Annotated in this window: 12 protein-coding genes and 4 tRNA genes; 4 read left to right on the forward strand and 12 right to left on the reverse strand. The window is 55.9% G+C overall.

Features of this window, described 5'->3' with window-relative positions; genetic code table 11:
* Positions 1–103: 103 nt before the first annotated feature.
* The 10 genes from GQF00_RS03225 to GQF00_RS03270 form a co-directional block, all read right to left on the reverse strand.
* Complete coding sequence (locus tag GQF00_RS03225) at positions 104–2,038, reverse strand: SurA N-terminal domain-containing protein (RefSeq protein ID WP_161317701.1); 1,935 nt, start codon at positions 2,036–2,038, stop codon at positions 104–106.
* Between the two features lie 114 nt (positions 2,039–2,152).
* A tRNA-Asp gene (locus GQF00_RS03230) sits at positions 2,153–2,229 on the reverse strand.
* Between the two features lie 10 nt (positions 2,230–2,239).
* Positions 2,240–2,512 carry an HU family DNA-binding protein gene (locus GQF00_RS03235; RefSeq protein WP_022986573.1) on the reverse strand — a complete coding sequence of 91 codons (273 nt, stop codon included), beginning with the start codon at positions 2,510–2,512 and terminating at the stop codon, positions 2,240–2,242.
* A 185-nt stretch (positions 2,513–2,697) separates the two neighbouring features.
* The gene (gene lon, locus GQF00_RS03240) at positions 2,698–5,094 is read right to left on the reverse strand and encodes an endopeptidase La (RefSeq protein WP_161317702.1); all 2,397 of its coding nucleotides are present in this window, start codon (positions 5,092–5,094) and stop codon (positions 2,698–2,700) included.
* Between the two features lie 30 nt (positions 5,095–5,124).
* Entirely contained in the window at positions 5,125–6,405 is a 1,281-nt protein-coding gene (gene clpX / locus GQF00_RS03245; RefSeq protein ID WP_161317703.1) for an ATP-dependent Clp protease ATP-binding subunit ClpX, read from the reverse strand.
* 130 nt (positions 6,406–6,535) lie between these two features.
* Positions 6,536–7,192, reverse strand: a complete 657-nt coding sequence (clpP, locus tag GQF00_RS03250; RefSeq protein ID WP_304503104.1) for an ATP-dependent Clp endopeptidase proteolytic subunit ClpP — start codon at positions 7,190–7,192, stop codon at positions 6,536–6,538.
* A gap of 508 nt (positions 7,193–7,700) precedes the next feature.
* Positions 7,701–9,014 carry a trigger factor gene (gene tig / locus GQF00_RS03255; protein ID WP_161317704.1) on the reverse strand — a complete coding sequence of 438 codons (1,314 nt, stop codon included), beginning with the start codon at positions 9,012–9,014 and terminating at the stop codon, positions 7,701–7,703.
* A gap of 195 nt (positions 9,015–9,209) precedes the next feature.
* Positions 9,210–9,285: transfer RNA gene (locus tag GQF00_RS03260), tRNA-His, on the reverse strand.
* A 23-nt stretch (positions 9,286–9,308) separates the two neighbouring features.
* A tRNA-Arg gene (locus tag GQF00_RS03265) sits at positions 9,309–9,385 on the reverse strand.
* Positions 9,386–9,411: 26 nt separating this feature from the next.
* A tRNA-Pro gene (locus tag GQF00_RS03270) sits at positions 9,412–9,488 on the reverse strand.
* Positions 9,489–9,712: 224 nt separating this feature from the next.
* On the opposite strand from GQF00_RS03270, the gene folD reads away from it, so the two are divergent.
* On the forward strand, positions 9,713–10,558 hold the full coding sequence (gene folD / locus GQF00_RS03275; RefSeq protein ID WP_161317705.1) for a bifunctional methylenetetrahydrofolate dehydrogenase/methenyltetrahydrofolate cyclohydrolase FolD: 846 nt from the start codon (positions 9,713–9,715) through the stop codon (positions 10,556–10,558).
* Between the two features lie 280 nt (positions 10,559–10,838).
* Here the strand turns inward: folD and GQF00_RS03280 are convergent, their stop codons facing one another.
* Positions 10,839–12,521 carry a glutamine--tRNA ligase/YqeY domain fusion protein gene (locus tag GQF00_RS03280; protein ID WP_161317706.1) on the reverse strand — a complete coding sequence of 561 codons (1,683 nt, stop codon included), beginning with the start codon at positions 12,519–12,521 and terminating at the stop codon, positions 10,839–10,841.
* A 132-nt stretch (positions 12,522–12,653) separates the two neighbouring features.
* On the opposite strand from GQF00_RS03280, the gene GQF00_RS03285 reads away from it, so the two are divergent.
* From GQF00_RS03285 to GQF00_RS03295, 3 genes are read left to right on the forward strand one after another with little or no spacing between them, the layout of a single operon-like run.
* Positions 12,654–13,151, forward strand: coding sequence for a peptidylprolyl isomerase (locus GQF00_RS03285; RefSeq protein WP_161317707.1), 498 nt, complete (start codon positions 12,654–12,656; stop codon positions 13,149–13,151).
* Positions 13,152–13,156: 5 nt separating this feature from the next.
* Complete coding sequence (locus GQF00_RS03290; RefSeq protein WP_161317708.1) at positions 13,157–13,744, forward strand: peptidylprolyl isomerase; 588 nt, start codon at positions 13,157–13,159, stop codon at positions 13,742–13,744.
* Between the two features lie 5 nt (positions 13,745–13,749).
* Positions 13,750–14,481 (forward strand): UDP-2,3-diacylglucosamine diphosphatase, encoded by a 732-nt coding sequence (locus GQF00_RS03295; protein ID WP_161317709.1) that lies wholly within the window; start codon positions 13,750–13,752, stop codon positions 14,479–14,481.
* A 130-nt stretch (positions 14,482–14,611) separates the two neighbouring features.
* On the opposite strand, the gene GQF00_RS03300 is transcribed toward GQF00_RS03295, so the two are convergent.
* Complete coding sequence (locus tag GQF00_RS03300; protein WP_161317710.1) at positions 14,612–15,241, reverse strand: tRNA-(ms[2]io[6]A)-hydroxylase; 630 nt, start codon at positions 15,239–15,241, stop codon at positions 14,612–14,614.
* Positions 15,242–15,255 lie beyond the last annotated feature (14 nt).

Raw genomic sequence — 15,255 nt, forward strand, 5'->3', positions numbered from 1 at the left:
GGGGTGCTTGTTGGGATTTGTCTATCCAGGCGCAGCTTCTAGCTGATTCTCAAAAAAAAGCCCACCAAATCGGTGGGCTTTTTTATACGGCTAAAGCGCGTTTTTACTGCGCGTCATCCGCATTTGGGCTCAGACGAGAGGGGAACAGCTCCACATCGCCTTCATCGCGCAACAAGGCAACCACCTGCCGGAAGTTACGCTGGCCTTCAACATTACCAAGCTCACGCAACGCAGCAGCCTGCTGCTGTTCGTTCAATGGTTCGGCGTTGCCATCCTCAACACGGGTGATCTGGTACGCAACCACTGAACCATTGCCCGTGCGAATCAGGGCAAGATCTGACACATCACCGTCAGCGGGACGCGGCAGACCGAATGCACCATTCACCACTTCCATGGAAGGCTCGGCACCACCACGCTGTAAGCCTTCCTGCTCCTCCACCTGAGTGTCGAACAGACTGGCCACTGTCTCAAGGTCAGCGCCTTCAGCAATTTTTGCCTCAGCCTCAGCGAACAGGGTCTGTACCTTGTCTGCTGCCATATCGCCTTTCAAACGCTCACGGATAGCAAAAGACACGTCTTCAAACGGCATGGGTTCAGCAGGTTTCTCATCGGCAATCCGGACTGCCAGATAATGACCTGGCGCCACTTCGATGAGTTCGCTGTTATGGCCGTCTCGACGCACTTCTTCTGTGCTCAGGGCCTGCTGAACCTGAGGGGTTGCCAGCGGCGCGGGCAAGGAAGACAGCGGCACCCAGTCGGTGGTCTGTACCTGGCTATTGACCTGCTCGGCGGGGGTCTGAAGATCACCATGCTCGTAGAGAAGTTCTTCGAGAGTGGCTACATCTTCAGCCAGCAGAGCTTCAGCACGCGCCTGTTTCAGATCCGCACGAATCTGGCCAGCCAACTGCTCCAGTGGTGGCATTTCGCGCTTTTCAGCCACATCGGTGACCTTGATCAGGTGCACGCCAGCATCACTGACGACCGGCTCGGAAACCACATTGGCCTCAAGGCTCGCAATGGCCGTTTCCATTTCTTCTGGCAGGGCGCCTTTTGATACCACGCCCAGATCACCGCCATCGTTGGCAGAACCCGGATCGTCGGAATATTCAGCGGCAGCATCGGCGAAGCTCATGCCGCCCTCAATGGCAGCAGCAGCTTCCATCGCGCGGGCCTTGGCAGCATCAAGATCACGGTCACCGCTCACTTCGACGAGGATATGGGAAACATGACGGGCGGTATTGCCGGCCGACTCTTCCATAATCGCCTTGCGAACTTCGTATTCTGCAGCCACATCGTCTTCAGTGACCGACACCTTGTCAGCATAGTCACTGGTCACCAGCTCGACATAGGCAATGCGGAACTCTTCCGCACGCATGAACTCGTCCTGGTTATCCGCATAGAAGGCCTGAACCTCCTCATCGCTAACAGTGAAACTCTTGCGCAGGGCATTCAGGTCCAGCTGTGCGTAACGAATATCACGCACCTGCTCACCCAAACGACGCTGCTCATCAAGCTCTACAGGTAATGCAAAATCGGTCGCCATGAAGCCGGCGCGATATTGTTCCTTGACCAGATCCTGACGCAGGCCCTGGATGTAACCTTGCGGGCTCATGCCTCGCGCTCGTAGCTCGCGCTCAAAACGGATATTGGAAAATTTGCCATCTTCCTGAAACAGCGGCTGACTCTGAATCTGGGGCGTCACCTGAGCAACAGTGAAAACCATACCGGCTTTCTCTGCAGCGCTCATGATGAGCTGTTCGTTGACCATGCCATCCAGCACCATTTGCGGACGCACGAAGGAATCAAGCATGGCAGGATTCATGTTCGGGCTTTGCTGACGCAGCATGTCCCGGACACGTTCTACACGCTGATTTACCGCATTACGGGTAATGGATGTGCCTTCCACTTCTGCAACCGTATCTGCAGAACTACTGCCCGAGAAATAGTCCAGAAACGGAACGGCGACAAAGGGGATAACAATAGCGGCAAGCAACAACTTGCCCACGGGGCCGCGGATAAACCGTCGGAACTCCTGCATGACATTACTCCGTAAGGACTTTCACGAAATCACTATTATTCTTGAGGAAGGTCTTGTTAGACATGCTTCCAAACGGAAAAAAGCGCATCCGCGGACGGCTGCGCTTTCTCAAACTGGCGGAGCGGACGGGACTCGAACCCGCGACCCCCGGCGTGACAGGCCGGTATTCTAACCAGCTGAACTACCGCTCCTGCAATCAGTTTAGTTTACCGCGTCTTTCAGCGCCTTGCCGGCCTTGAAGCCCGGTACCTTGGCAGCTTTGATCTGGATGGTCTGACCAGTCTGCGGGTTACGGCCTTCGCGAGCAGCACGCTCTTTCACAGCGAAAGTACCGAAACCTACCAGAGAAACGCTGTCGCCGTTTTTCAGGGCGCCAGTTACCGCTTCCAAAGTAGCGTCCAAAGCACGACCTGCGTCAGCTTTGGAAATGTCCGCGCTAGCGGCAATCGCATCAATCAACTCTGACTTATTCACAAAGTTTCCCCTTTCTGTTTTTTCCCGGTTTTATGTTCGAGGCGGATGCACTCTCCTAAGCGAAGCCGACTTTATACCAATGGGTATAGGGGGCGTCAAGGAAGGAAAAATGCTATCTCACCCAAGTTTTAAAAAGTTGAAAAACCAAACAGATCAATACGTTAAATTACTTTAAATATGATCCATCAGTGTGTACTGGGTCGTTTATTACCTTCCTGGTTTTTCTCTTCTGAAAGCGCCAAATCCTCATCCTGCTCCGCCTGAGAGAGCGGGCTGGGCTGATGAGTCAACGCCACATCAAGCACCTGGTCAATCCATTTTACCGGTTTGATCTCCAGGGATGCCTTGATATTTTCCGGAATTTCTTTCAAATCCCGTTCATTTTCTTCCGGAATCAATACCGTCTTGATTCCGCCCCGGTGAGCGGCAAGAAGCTTTTCTTTCAGGCCACCAATGGGCAGAACTTGACCACGCAGGGTGATTTCCCCCGTCATGGCCACATCCGCTCGTACGGGGATTCCGGTGAGAACAGATACCATGGCCGTGCACATGCCGATACCGGCACTGGGCCCATCTTTGGGCGTTGCCCCTTCCGGCACATGCATGTGCAGGTCATTACGCTCCAGGGAACGCCGGCGGATGCCCAGCGAGCCAGCCCGGCTTTTTACTACCGTCCAGGCTGCCTGAATGGATTCCTGCATCACATCGCCAAGGGAACCGGTAGAGATTACCCGCCCCTTGCCGGGAGTGGAAACACTTTCAATGGTCAGCAGCTCGCCGCCAACGGACGTCCAGGCAAGGCCGGTAACCTGCCCAATCTGATCCTTGTCTTCTGCACGGCCAAAACTGAACTTGCGCACGCCCAGATAATGCTCGACCTGATCTTCAGTGAGCTTGATGGTTTCAACGCTACCTGCCAGCAGGTTCTCTTTCACAACCTTGCGGCAGATTTTGCTGATTTCACGCTCAAGACCACGCACGCCGGCTTCCCGGGTGTAATGACGTACCACATACTGCAGCACATCCTTGTCGATCACCAATTCATCTTTCTTCAGACCGTTGTTCTTGATCTGCTTGGGAATCAGATATTGCAGCGCAATATTGACCTTTTCATCCTCGGTATACCCCGGGATGCGGATCACTTCCATGCGGTCCAGCAACGGAGCCGGAATATTCATGGAATTGGATGTACAAATAAACAACGTCTCGGAGAGGTTGTAATCCACTTCAAGATAGTGATCGCTGAAGGTGTCGTTTTGTTCCGGATCAAGCACTTCAAGCAAGGCGGACGCCGGGTCACCACGGTTATCCATGCCCATCTTGTCAACTTCATCCAACAGGAACAGCGGGTTACGCACCCCTACTTTGGACAATTTCTGGATCACCTTGCCCGGCATGGAGCCAATGTAGGTGCGACGATGGCCGCGAATCTCAGCCTCGTCCCGTACACCACCCAGGGCCATGCGGACAAATTTGCGGTTGGTTGCCTTCGCAATGGATTGCCCCAGTGAGGTTTTACCCACACCCGGCGGCCCTACCAGACATAGCACCGGCCCCTTCACCTTCCCTACCCGGCTCTGCACCGCGAGGAACTCCAGGATCCGGTCCTTGACCTCTTCCAGTCCGTAATGATCACTGTCGAGCACTTCCTTGGCATTCACCAGGTCATGCTTCACACGGCTTCGCTTTTTCCATGGCACCGAGGTCATCCAGTCCAGATAACCGCGAACCACCGTCGCTTCCGCCGACATGGGCGACATCATCTTGAGCTTGTTGAATTCACTCTGGGCCTTGTCGCGGGCTTCCTTGGGCATGCCCACGCTGTCGAGTTTCTTTTCCAGCTCATCGAGATCATTACCGGTTTCGTCCAGATCACCCAGTTCTTTCTGGATCGCCTTCATCTGTTCGTTGAGGTAATACTCGCGCTGGCTCTTTTCCATCTGCTTCTTGACGCGTCCGCGAATGCGCTTCTCGACCTTGAGCACATCAATATCGGATTCCATCAAGGCAATCAGATGTTCAACACGCTCACGAACTTCAACCATCTCCAGAACGTCCTGCTTTTCTTCCAGCTTGAGCTGAAGATGAGCAGCAATGGTATCGGCAAGACGGCTGACTTCGTCGATGGAGGACACCGAACCAGTCACTTCAGGGGCAACTTTCTTGGAAAGCTTTACGTAGTCTTCGAACTGGGCCAGCAATGACTTTGCCAATGCATCCTGTTCGGGCTCTTCCGGCAGCCCTTCCTCCAACTCGCGGACATCTGCCACAGCCCCTTCGTCACCGAAGTCCGCCTTGACAAGGTGTGCGCGCTGACCACCCTCGACCAACACCTTCACGGTGCCATCGGGCAGCTTGAGCAACTGGAGGATGGTGGAAACGGTACCGACCTTATAGATCTCGTCGACGCCCGGATCATCATCGGAGGCATTGCGCTGGGCAACCAGCATGATTTGCTTGTCTGCTGCCATGGCAGCTTCGAGGGCCGCAATGGATTTTTCCCGTCCGACAAACAGAGGGATAACCATATGCGGGTACACCACCACATCACGCAGTGGTAACAACGGAATATCTTTCAGCACGTATTGCCTCTAAATAACCAGGGTGGCGCCTTAGTCAGGCGCCACTTTGGAAGACTGCTCGCTGTTTTCATAGATCAACAGCGGGTCGGATTCGCCTTTGATGGTCGGGCTGTCGATAACGACTTTAGCCACCCCATCCATGGAAGGCACCTGGTACATGGTATCCAGCAACACACTTTCCAGAATGGAGCGCAGCCCACGGGCACCAGTCTTGCGTTCCATTGCCTTGTTGGCGACGGCTCGCAGGGCATCTTCACGGAAATCCAGCTCAACGCCTTCCATTTCGAACAGACGGCCATACTGCTTGGTGAGCGCGTTACGAGGCTCGGTAAGGATCTGTACCAGCGCATCCTCACTCAACTCTTCGAGCGTTGCGATAACCGGCAGACGACCAATGAACTCGGGAATCAGGCCGTACTTGACCAAATCTTCCGGTTCCACATCCACCAGCAGCTCGCCCAGGTTGCGGCTGTCGTCCTTGCTCTTCACTTCTGCGGAGAAGCCGATGCCACCTTTCTCGGAGCGCTCGCGGATGACCTTGTCCAGACCCGCAAAGGCACCGCCACAGATAAACAGCATGTTGGAGGTGTCCACCTGCAGGAATTCCTGCTGGGGATGCTTGCGGCCACCCTGTGGGGGCACTGACGCAACCGTGCCTTCAATCAGCTTCAGCAATGCCTGCTGCACACCCTCTCCACTCACATCTCGAGTAATGGAAGGGTTATCAGACTTGCGGGAAATCTTGTCAATTTCATCAATGTAGACGATACCCCGCTGGGCCTTCTCCACATCGTAGTCACATTTTTGCAGTAGCTTCTGGATGATGTTTTCAACATCCTCACCCACATAACCGGCCTCGGTCAGGGTGGTAGCGTCAGCAATAGTGAACGGCACGTTCAACAGGCGCGCCAGGGTCTCGGCCAAAAGAGTCTTGCCGCTACCGGTGGGACCAATCAGCAGGATGTTGCTCTTGCCGAGCTCCACCTCATCACGACCCTTGCCACTGCTGCGTAGCCGCTTGTAGTGGTTATAAACCGCTACTGCCAGCACCTTCTTGGCGCGCTCCTGACCGATCACATACTCATCAAGGGTTTCCTTGATTTCGCCAGGCTTGGGCAAACGCTCACCGCCAGTGTCAGTGGCGTCTTCCTGCACTTCTTCGCGGATGATGTCGTTACACAGATCCACGCACTCATCGCAGATAAAGACCGAGGGCCCCGCAATCAGCTTGCGAACCTCATGCTGGCTTTTGCCGCAAAATGAGCAGTACAGCAGCTTGCCGTCATCGCTCTTGCCAGTGGAATCGGTCATCGAATTGCCTCTAAACCTGTGTATTTAATATCGGGTTCTCTTTGAAGATGCAGGGAGACCGAGGCTTTTTCAAGTCCGCCGGGCCTTCCTGCCCCTCCGTTAGGACACTTTTTATACGAAAGTAACAGAATTACACCGGACGCTGGTTCAGTACGGCGTCAATGATGCCGTATTCCCGGGCTTCTTCTGCACCCATGAAGTTGTCCCGATCGGTGTCTTTCTCCAGGCGCTCAAGAGGTTGACCGGTATGGTGAGCCAGCAGGCTGTTCAGCTGCCCCTTGATCTTGATGATTTCCTTGGCATGAATCTCGATGTCTGAGGCCTGGCCCTGGAAACCACCCAGCGGCTGGTGAATCATCACCCGGGCATTGGGCAACGCATAACGCTTGCCAGCAGCACCAGCAGCAAGCAGGAAAGCCCCCATGCTGGCTGCCTGACCCACACACATGGTAGACACGTCCGGCTTGATAAACTGCATGGTGTCATAAATAGACATGCCGGCAGTGACAGAGCCACCCGGGCTGTTGATATAGAGGTGAATATCCTTGTCCGGGTTTTCAGATTCCAGAAACAGCATCTGTGCCACGATCAGGTTAGCCATGTGATCTTCCACCTGGCCAATCATGAAGATCACTCGCTCTTTCAGCAGGCGGGAGTAAATATCAAATGAACGCTCTCCACGGGCGGTCTGTTCAATCACCACCGGCACCAGGCCAAGATTGGTCGGGTCCTTGCTCAGCTCGGTCATTTCCGGAGTCATGGATTGAATACGGCTCAAGTCGATCATGTAGCGCTTTCCTTCTCTTCGATCGTCCGCGGACGCTCTTGTTTATATGGGTGCATTCAGCGCGGCATCTTTCCGCAGCTTAACCCCTTTCCTGATGCTGCTATGGGGCCCAATCAGGCGCAAAACAAGGCGTTCAGGAAAATTAAGTCTCCCGGCATCTTATGCCGGCACCACAGGGGCGTCTATAAAAGTGGACACAGGAAGGGTTCAAGTGCGCAATTCTTGGCCAGATTGTGCATTTATAGGTCAATTCAGGGCAAAAATGGCGCAAACAACCTGTACCTAGCCAGCAAAACTGGCGCAACCCGCTCAGAAAACTGCAGCCCCATGACCGGTTTTAACGTAAATGACACCTTTCCTGGCAGCAGGTGCCGTTAATGCCGCCACCCCACATCCCCACTCGCAGCTGGATTTTGCACACCTTGCCTGCAAGGTTACCCATGAAGCCAGGTCAGTGCCGCACAAAAAAAGGGGCCCGAGGGCCCCTTTTCAGCAATGAGACTGCGAATCAGGCTTCTGCCTGCTCCCGCGGCTTCACTGCATCCTGGTAGGACATGGTTTTTTCTTCCACCTTGGCGCTGGACAGCACCAGGTCGACTACCTGCTCTTCCAGTACCGCACCTTCGATCTGCTGAAGCTGCTGGGGGTTACCGTACACCCAGTTCACCACTTCTTCCGGCTTCTCGTATTGCTCCGCGATTTCTTCCACACGGGCTTTGACCTTGTCAGCGTCGGCCTTCAGCTCGTTCTGGTCCAGGATGGCACGAATGATAAGCCCCAGACGGACAGAACGCTGTGCCTGCTCAGTGAACAGGTCATCCGGCAGGATAGACGCGTCAAACTGCTGGCCGCCACCAAACTGCTGAACCATCTGCTGACGCATGCGCTGCACTTCCTGGCTTACCAGGGCGGCCGGCAGATCAAACTGGTGCAGTTCCGCCAGACCTTCCATTACCTGCTCTTTTACCTTGCCGGAAACGGCATTCTTCAGCTCGCGCTCCATGTTCTTGCGCACTTCTGCCTTGAATTTGGCTTCATCGCCATCTTCAACGCCAAAGCCTTTCATGAACTCGGCGTCTACTGCCGGCAGCTGCTTGCCTTCTACCTTGTTGACCTTGATCTGGAAGACCACAGCCTGACCCTTCAGCTCTTCGGACTGGTAGTCCTCAGGGAAGGTCACGTTGATGTCTTTCTCTTCACCGGCCTTCATGCCGACGATGCCATCTTCGAAACCGGGGATCATCTGACCAGAACCCAGTTCCAGGTTCTGACCTTCGGCGGTCCCGCCCTCAAAGGCTTCATCGCCCTTCAGGCCCTTGTAATCGATGTTGACGCGATCGCCTTCTTCACAGGCACGGTCGACCTCTTCGAACTGGGCCCGCTGCTGGCGCAGGGTCTCGATCATGGTGTCCACGTCTTCGTCGGACACGTCAGCAACCGGCTTCTCGACAGCAACACCATCGAATGCAGCCAGTTCAACTTCCGGGTAAATCTCGAAAGTGGCGACGAATTCCAGGTCCTTGCCTGCTTCGTTGGTGGTCGCTTCAAAGCCCGGCATACCGGCCGGCTGCAGCTTTTCCTGCTCAACGGCTTCGATGAAAGCTTCACGCATTACGTCAGCCAGCACCTCGTTACGCACGGCGCTACCGAAGCGACGCTTCACTTCGCCCATGGGCACTTTGCCCGGGCGGAAACCGTCCAGACGGATATTCTTTTTGGCTTCCTGCAGTTTGCTTTCTACTGCAGAGTCCACCTTCTCCGCCGGAACACCCACCGTAAGACGGCGCTCAAGACCTGAAGTCGTTTCAACAGAAACCTGCATAACATCCTCTTTAAAAAGACTTTTTGCTGCTTGTCGCCGACATGAATGCATGACGACCTGAATTCCAAGGGCGCAGATTATAATCAAACCCGCCGCGAATGCCTACATAAGCCGCCGGGATAACTCCCGCAGCTAAAGTAGCCACATACGAAAAAGCCTCCGGGTGTCCCCGGAGGCTTTTTCGTTACTTGAATATGGGGTGACTGAGGGGATTTGAACCCCCGACCACCGGAGTCACAATCCGGGGCTCTACCAACTGAGCTACAGTCACCATAAACTTGTTACTTCCCTGCCTGGCACGCCTGGCAGGACTCGAACCTGCAACCGACGGCTTAGAAGGCCGTTGCTCTATCCGGTTGAGCTACAGGCGCATTGCAGGTTCTGCTCTTAAAACTGATGGTCGGGGTGGAGGGATTCGAACCCCCGACATCCTGCTCCCAAAGCAGGCGCGCTACCAGGCTGCGCTACACCCCGTTTATCAGTCACGCCAACAGTGCTTGAAAGCGAGGCGCGCATAATACTCGGCACCCCGGTGAGCGTCAACGCACCCGGCAACAAAAAATTCTCTAACGCACAGATTTTAAACAACTTGTGACTCCACGCCCCATTGGGTCGCGCTCTTCTTTTGCGCCAATGGTCAGCCCGTGCGAAAATCCCGCGCCCTGATACCCACTCTATACACCGCAGAGAGAGACTCCATGACCGCCCAGATTCTCGATGGCAAGGCCCTGGCCCAGCAGTTCGAAGAAGAGATGCGCCAGCGCGTTGAGGCACTGAAAGCCAAGGCCAATGGCCGCACCCCCATTCTGGCAACCATCCTGGTTGGCGCCGACCCTGCCTCTGCCACCTATGTAAAGATGAAGGGCAATGCCTGTCATCGCGTGGGCATGGAATCCGAAGCCATCGAGATGCCGGAAAGTACCACCACCGAGCAGCTGCTGACCAAGATCAACGAGCTGAACAATAACCCTGACGTGCATGGCATCCTGCTACAGCACCCGGTGCCCGCCCAGATCGATGAGCGCGCCTGCTTCGATGCCATCAGCCTCGAGAAAGATGTGGACGGGGTAACCTGCCTGGGCTTTGGCCGCATGAGCATGGGCGAATCCGCCTACGGCTGCGCCACGCCGAAAGGCATCATGCGCCTGCTGGAGCATTATCAGGTTGAGCTGGAAGGCAAACACGCCGTGGTCGTGGGCCGCAGCGCCATTCTGGGCAAGCCCATGGCCATGATGATGCTGGAAGCCAATGCTACTGTCACCATCTGCCACAGCCGCACGCAGAACCTGGCCAATCTGGTCAAGCAGGCGGATATCGTGGTGGGCGCCGTGGGCAAACCGGAATTCATCAAGGCGGACTGGATCAAGGATGGCGCCGTAGTCGTGGATGCAGGCTACCACCCGGAAAAATGCGGCGACATCGAACTGGGCCCACTGGTAGATCGCGTCTCTGCCTACACCCCAGTCCCCGGTGGTGTCGGCCCCATGACCATCAACACCCTGATCTTCCAGACCCTTCAGTCCGGCGAAAAGGCGCTGGGTTAAACCAGGCGACACCACAACAAGCCGCACCCGGCAGATACTGGGCGCGGCTTTTTTATGGGACTGAACCGCCGCTCCTTACCTCGCGCAGGCTCGAATCGCTTGCAGGCAAGCTCCCACAGCGGCTCCGCATCAAATCATGACGACAATCCCGCATCTGTTCATTTTTCTCCATCAACAAAAAGGCCGCACCCAGCATCCGGGCGCGGCCTCATTCCTTCCAGCCAGTCACCGCGCGAAATCGCGCAGCTATTAACTTTTCACTGTTAATTATTAATTGCTTTTAACTGTCCTTCGGCCAGGACTCGCGCAGACCCACCGTCTGGTTGAACACCAGCCGGCCCTCGGTGCTGTCCTGATCCACACAGAAATACCCTTCCCGCTCGAACTGGTAACGGGTCTCTGCCAGGACACCACGCAAACCGGGCTCAACCCAACAACCATCAAGTACTTTTAGCGACTCGGGGTTGATGTTGTCCTGGAAGCTCTGCCCCTCTTCCGTCTTGCCCGGGTTAGGCACGGTGAAGAGACGATCGTAGAGGCGCACCTCGCATGGCAAGCCCTTGCTGGCGCTGACCCAGTGAATGACACCGCGCAATTTGCCCTGCCCTTCGTCATTCTCCGGGTTCTTGCCCAGGGTATTGGGATCATAGACACAACGAATCTCTACGATCTCGCCACTATCATCCTTCACCACATCGGTGGCGCGCACCACATAGCCATACCGCAAACGCACACGGTCACCCAGCACCAGACGCTTGAACTTCTTGTTGGCCTCTTCGCGGAAATCTTCCCGGTCAATGTACACCTCCCGGGTCATGGGAACCTGACGGGTGCCCATGGTCTCGTTCTGCGGATGCACCGGCGCGGTCAGTGACTCTTCTTTGCCCTCCTCCCAGTTCTCGATGACCAGCTTGAGCGGGTTCATCACGCACATGGCGCGAGGAGCATGTTGATTGAGATCGTCACGGATCGCCGCTTCCAGCATGGCCATGTCCACCACGGAATCTGCCCGGCTCACGCCCACAGACTCACAGAAGTGCCGAATCGAGGCAGGCGTGTAACCGCGGCGACGCAGACCAGAAATCGTAGGCATACGCGGGTCGTCCCAGCCATCGACATGCCCCTCATCTACCAGCTGCTTGAGCTTGCGCTTGCTGGTGACGGTGTAATTCAGGTTGAGACGGGCGAACTCGTACTGACGGGGCGTCGCGGCCACAGAAGTATTTCCCACCACCCAGTCGTAGAAAGGACGGTGATCCTCAAATTCGAGGGTACACAGGCTGTGGGTAATGCCTTCGATGGCATCCGACAGGGGGTGGGTGAAATCGTACATGGGGTAGATCACCCACTTGTCGCCAGTCTGATGATGGACCTTCTTTCGAATACGATAAAGAATCGGGTCCCGCAGGCTGATGTTGGGGCTCTGCATGTCAATCCTGGCACGCAGCACCGCCTCACCCTCGTCCAGATCGCCAGCACGCATCTTCTCGAACAGCGCCAGATTCTCTTCGACGCTGCGATCCCGATACGGGCTGGGTTTGCCTGGCGTAGTAAAATTGCCCCGGTACTCTGCGATCTGCTCAGGACTCAGGCTGTCAACGTAGGCCAGCTGCTTCTCGATCAGTTCAACCGCCAGCTCATAGAGTCGGTCAAAGTAATTACTGGCGAAACGGACCTCCCCGGTCCACTCGAAGCCTAGCCACTCCACATCACGCTGGATGGACTGGATGTACTCGTCTTCTTCCTTCTCTGGGTTGGTGTCATCAAACCGCAGGTGACAAGCCCCCTGATAGCTTTCGGCGATACCGAAATTCAGGCAGATAGACTTGGCGTGCCCAATATGCAGGTAGCCATTCGGCTCCGGCGGAAAACGGGTGACCACCTGACCGTCATTTTTACCCTCTGAGAGGTCGCGATCGATGATCTGTCTGATAAAATTGCTGGGCGCTTTGGTTTCGCTCATTGCCTTCGCCGGATACAGTGAAAATAAAGGTGCGCTAGTGTACAGTGCAGCCCCCTTCAGTCAAAGACTCCGGGCCTGCACATCGGCAATTTCCGCCATGGCTTACAAGCCCGACCCTGTGGAGAAAACCCAATGAAAGTGGTGCTGAATACAACCTACGGCAAAATCACCCTGCAACTGGACGCAGAAAAAGCCCCGATTACTACCGAAAACTTTGTGCAATACGTCAAGGATGGCCATTTTGACGGCACCATCTTCCACCGCGTGATCAGCAACTTCATGATCCAGGGCGGCGGCTTCACCGAAGACATGCAGCAGAAGCCCACCCGTGACACTATCCAGAATGAAGCTGGCAATGGCCTGTCCAACAAGGTTGGCACCATCGCCATGGCCCGCACCCCGGACCCCCACTCCGCCTCTGCCCAGTTTTTCATCAATGTGGCCGATAACCACTTCCTGGACAAGGAACGCAGCCAGGACGGCTGGGGCTATGCAGTATTCGGTGAGGTCTGCGACGGCATGGATGTGGTCGAGAAGATCCGCGGCGTAGCCACCGGCAACTCCGGTTTTCATCAGGACGTACCGCTTGAGCCGGTACTGATCGAATCTGCCGAGCTGATCGGGGAGTAAGCCTCATGCGCCTTGTTGTTGCCCTGATTGCCCTGCTCCCCGGCCTGCTGCTGGCGAACCCCGTGGTTCGCCTGGAAACCTCCGCCGGCCCCGTTACTGTGGAGCTCTTCGAAGACAAAGCCCCAAAAACTGTCGCCAACTTCCTCAAGTATGTGGACAGCGGCTTTTACGACGGCACCCAGTTTCATCGTGTGATCAAGGGTTTCATGATCCAGGGTGGCGGTTTCGACAAGGATGGGCAACGCAAGGCCACCCAGGCGCCGATCCAGAATGAAGCGGATAACGGTCTCAGCAACAGTCGCGGCACCCTGGCCATGGCGCGCACTGGCAACCCGCATTCCGCCACGGCCCAGTTCTTCATTAACCTGGTGAATAACCGCAATCTGGATTTCAGCGGCAAGAACCAGCGCGGCTGGGGTTATGCGGTGTTTGGCAAAGTTACCGACGGCATGAATGTGGTCGACAACATTGCCCGTGAACGCACCACCACCCAGCGCCTCAGCGGCATGATGGCCCGTGATGTGCCGGAAACCCCGATTCTGATCCTCAAGGCCTATCGCCTTGGCAAAGACGACGAGCAGAAAGGCCAGTAATCCTCATGGCCTATACCCTGTTCATTTCTGATCTGCATCTGGATCCGCAACGCCCGGAGCATCTCGATGCCCTCAAGGCCTTGCTGGAGAAACACGCTGGCAAGGTCGATGCCCTCTATGTGCTGGGAGACTTGTTCGAAGCCTGGATTGGCGACGACGACGACACCCCGTTCAATCAGAGTGCCATCGCCGCCTTCCGGCAGTTCTCCGACAGTGGCAGCAAACTGTACTTTATGCACGGCAACCGCGACTTCCTGCTCGGCCAGGATTTCGCAGAGGCCTGCGGCGGCAGTCTGCTGGACGAAGGCACCGTGGTGGATCTCTATGGCACCGGCGCACAGCTGATGCATGGCGACAGCCTGTGCACCCTGGACACCGAGTATCAGCAGTTTCGCACCCTGTCCCGCAGCCCGCAGTGGCAACAGGGCATGCTCTCGCAGCCACTGGAACAGCGCCGCATGATTGCCCAGGGGATGCGCATGCAGAGCCAGGGCAAGAACGCCAACAAGGCGGAAAACATCATGGATGTGACCCCGGAAGAAGTGGCCAGATCCATGGAAGCCGCCGGTGTTCATCACTTGATCCACGGCCACACCCACCGCCCCGATGTCCATGACGTTGCCCTGGCTAACGGTTCCGGCAAACGCTGGGTACTCGGCGATTGGGGAAAGCTGGGTTGGCAGATTGTGGCGGACAGTGAGCGCGGGTTGCGGCTGGAGAGCTTTGAGATTAATTGATAATTGAGAATGGATAATTGATAGCTGGCGCAAGCAGGTTTCAGGGTTTCCCAAACGCAATAGGCCGCGCCCAGACTTTGGGCGCGGCCTCTTTGCTTTCAAATACCGGAACAGCGCATCCGCGCCGTTATCAACTATCCATTCTCAATGATCCATTGCCTTTCGGGACGCCGGAATGAAACCGGAACTCGGAATCCGGCGTTTCGATCAATTCCTGCTCCGCCTCCTTGAAGAACGCTACCCGGTCATCAATCGGCTCACCGGCGTATTGTTCGGCCAGCCGCAGATAGTCCTCGTAATGGCGGGATTCGCTTTTCAGGAGGTAGCAGTAGTAGCGACCCAGCTCTTCGTCCACATGGGGCGCCAGGGCGGCGAAGCGTTCACAGCTGCGGGCCTCTATCAGCGCCCCCACAATCAGGGTATCCACCAGACGCCCCGGTTCAGCGGTGCGCACATGCTTTCTCAGCCCCTGGGCATAACGGGCAGGTGACAGGTGATCATAGGTGACGCCGCGCTCGCGCATGATCTGGATCACCTGCTCGAAATGCAGTAACTCTTCACGGGCCAGCTGGCTCAGGGCATCCAGCAGATCCGGGCGATCCACATACCGGAACATCAGGTTCAGCGCCGTGCTGGCCGCCTTCTTCTCGCAATGGGCATGGTCGATCAGCAGGATATCCGGGTGCTGCAGGGCCCAGTCAATCCAGGCTTGCGGAGTCGGACAGGGCAGAAATTGCTGAATGTGGGAGATATCGTGCATGAGAGACCGCATAG

The organism is Alcanivorax sp. DP30, from assembly GCF_009882945.1.
Lineage (GTDB): Bacteria > Pseudomonadota > Gammaproteobacteria > Pseudomonadales > Alcanivoracaceae > Alcanivorax.

What these genes read in the sequence shown, in the direction of transcription:
- GQF00_RS03225 (WP_161317701.1), bottom strand. Translation starts at nt 2,038, where the DNA reads ATGCAGGAGTTCCGACGGTTTATCCGCGGCCCCGTGGGCAAGTTGTTG.
- clpX (WP_161317703.1), bottom strand. Translation starts at nt 6,405, where the DNA reads ATGACCGATTCCACTGGCAAGAGCGATGACGGCAAGCTGCTGTACTGC.
- clpP (WP_304503104.1), bottom strand. Translation starts at nt 7,192, where the DNA reads ATGATCGACTTGAGCCGTATTCAATCCATGACTCCGGAAATGACCGAG.
- tig (WP_161317704.1), bottom strand. Translation starts at nt 9,014, where the DNA reads ATGCAGGTTTCTGTTGAAACGACTTCAGGTCTTGAGCGCCGTCTTACG.
- folD (WP_161317705.1), top strand. Translation starts at nt 9,713, where the DNA reads ATGACCGCCCAGATTCTCGATGGCAAGGCCCTGGCCCAGCAGTTCGAA.
- GQF00_RS03280 (WP_161317706.1), bottom strand. Translation starts at nt 12,521, where the DNA reads ATGAGCGAAACCAAAGCGCCCAGCAATTTTATCAGACAGATCATCGAT.
- GQF00_RS03285 (WP_161317707.1), top strand. Translation starts at nt 12,654, where the DNA reads ATGAAAGTGGTGCTGAATACAACCTACGGCAAAATCACCCTGCAACTG.
- GQF00_RS03290 (WP_161317708.1), top strand. Translation starts at nt 13,157, where the DNA reads ATGCGCCTTGTTGTTGCCCTGATTGCCCTGCTCCCCGGCCTGCTGCTG.
- GQF00_RS03295 (WP_161317709.1), top strand. Translation starts at nt 13,750, where the DNA reads ATGGCCTATACCCTGTTCATTTCTGATCTGCATCTGGATCCGCAACGC.
- GQF00_RS03300 (WP_161317710.1), bottom strand. Translation starts at nt 15,241, where the DNA reads ATGCACGATATCTCCCACATTCAGCAATTTCTGCCCTGTCCGACTCCG.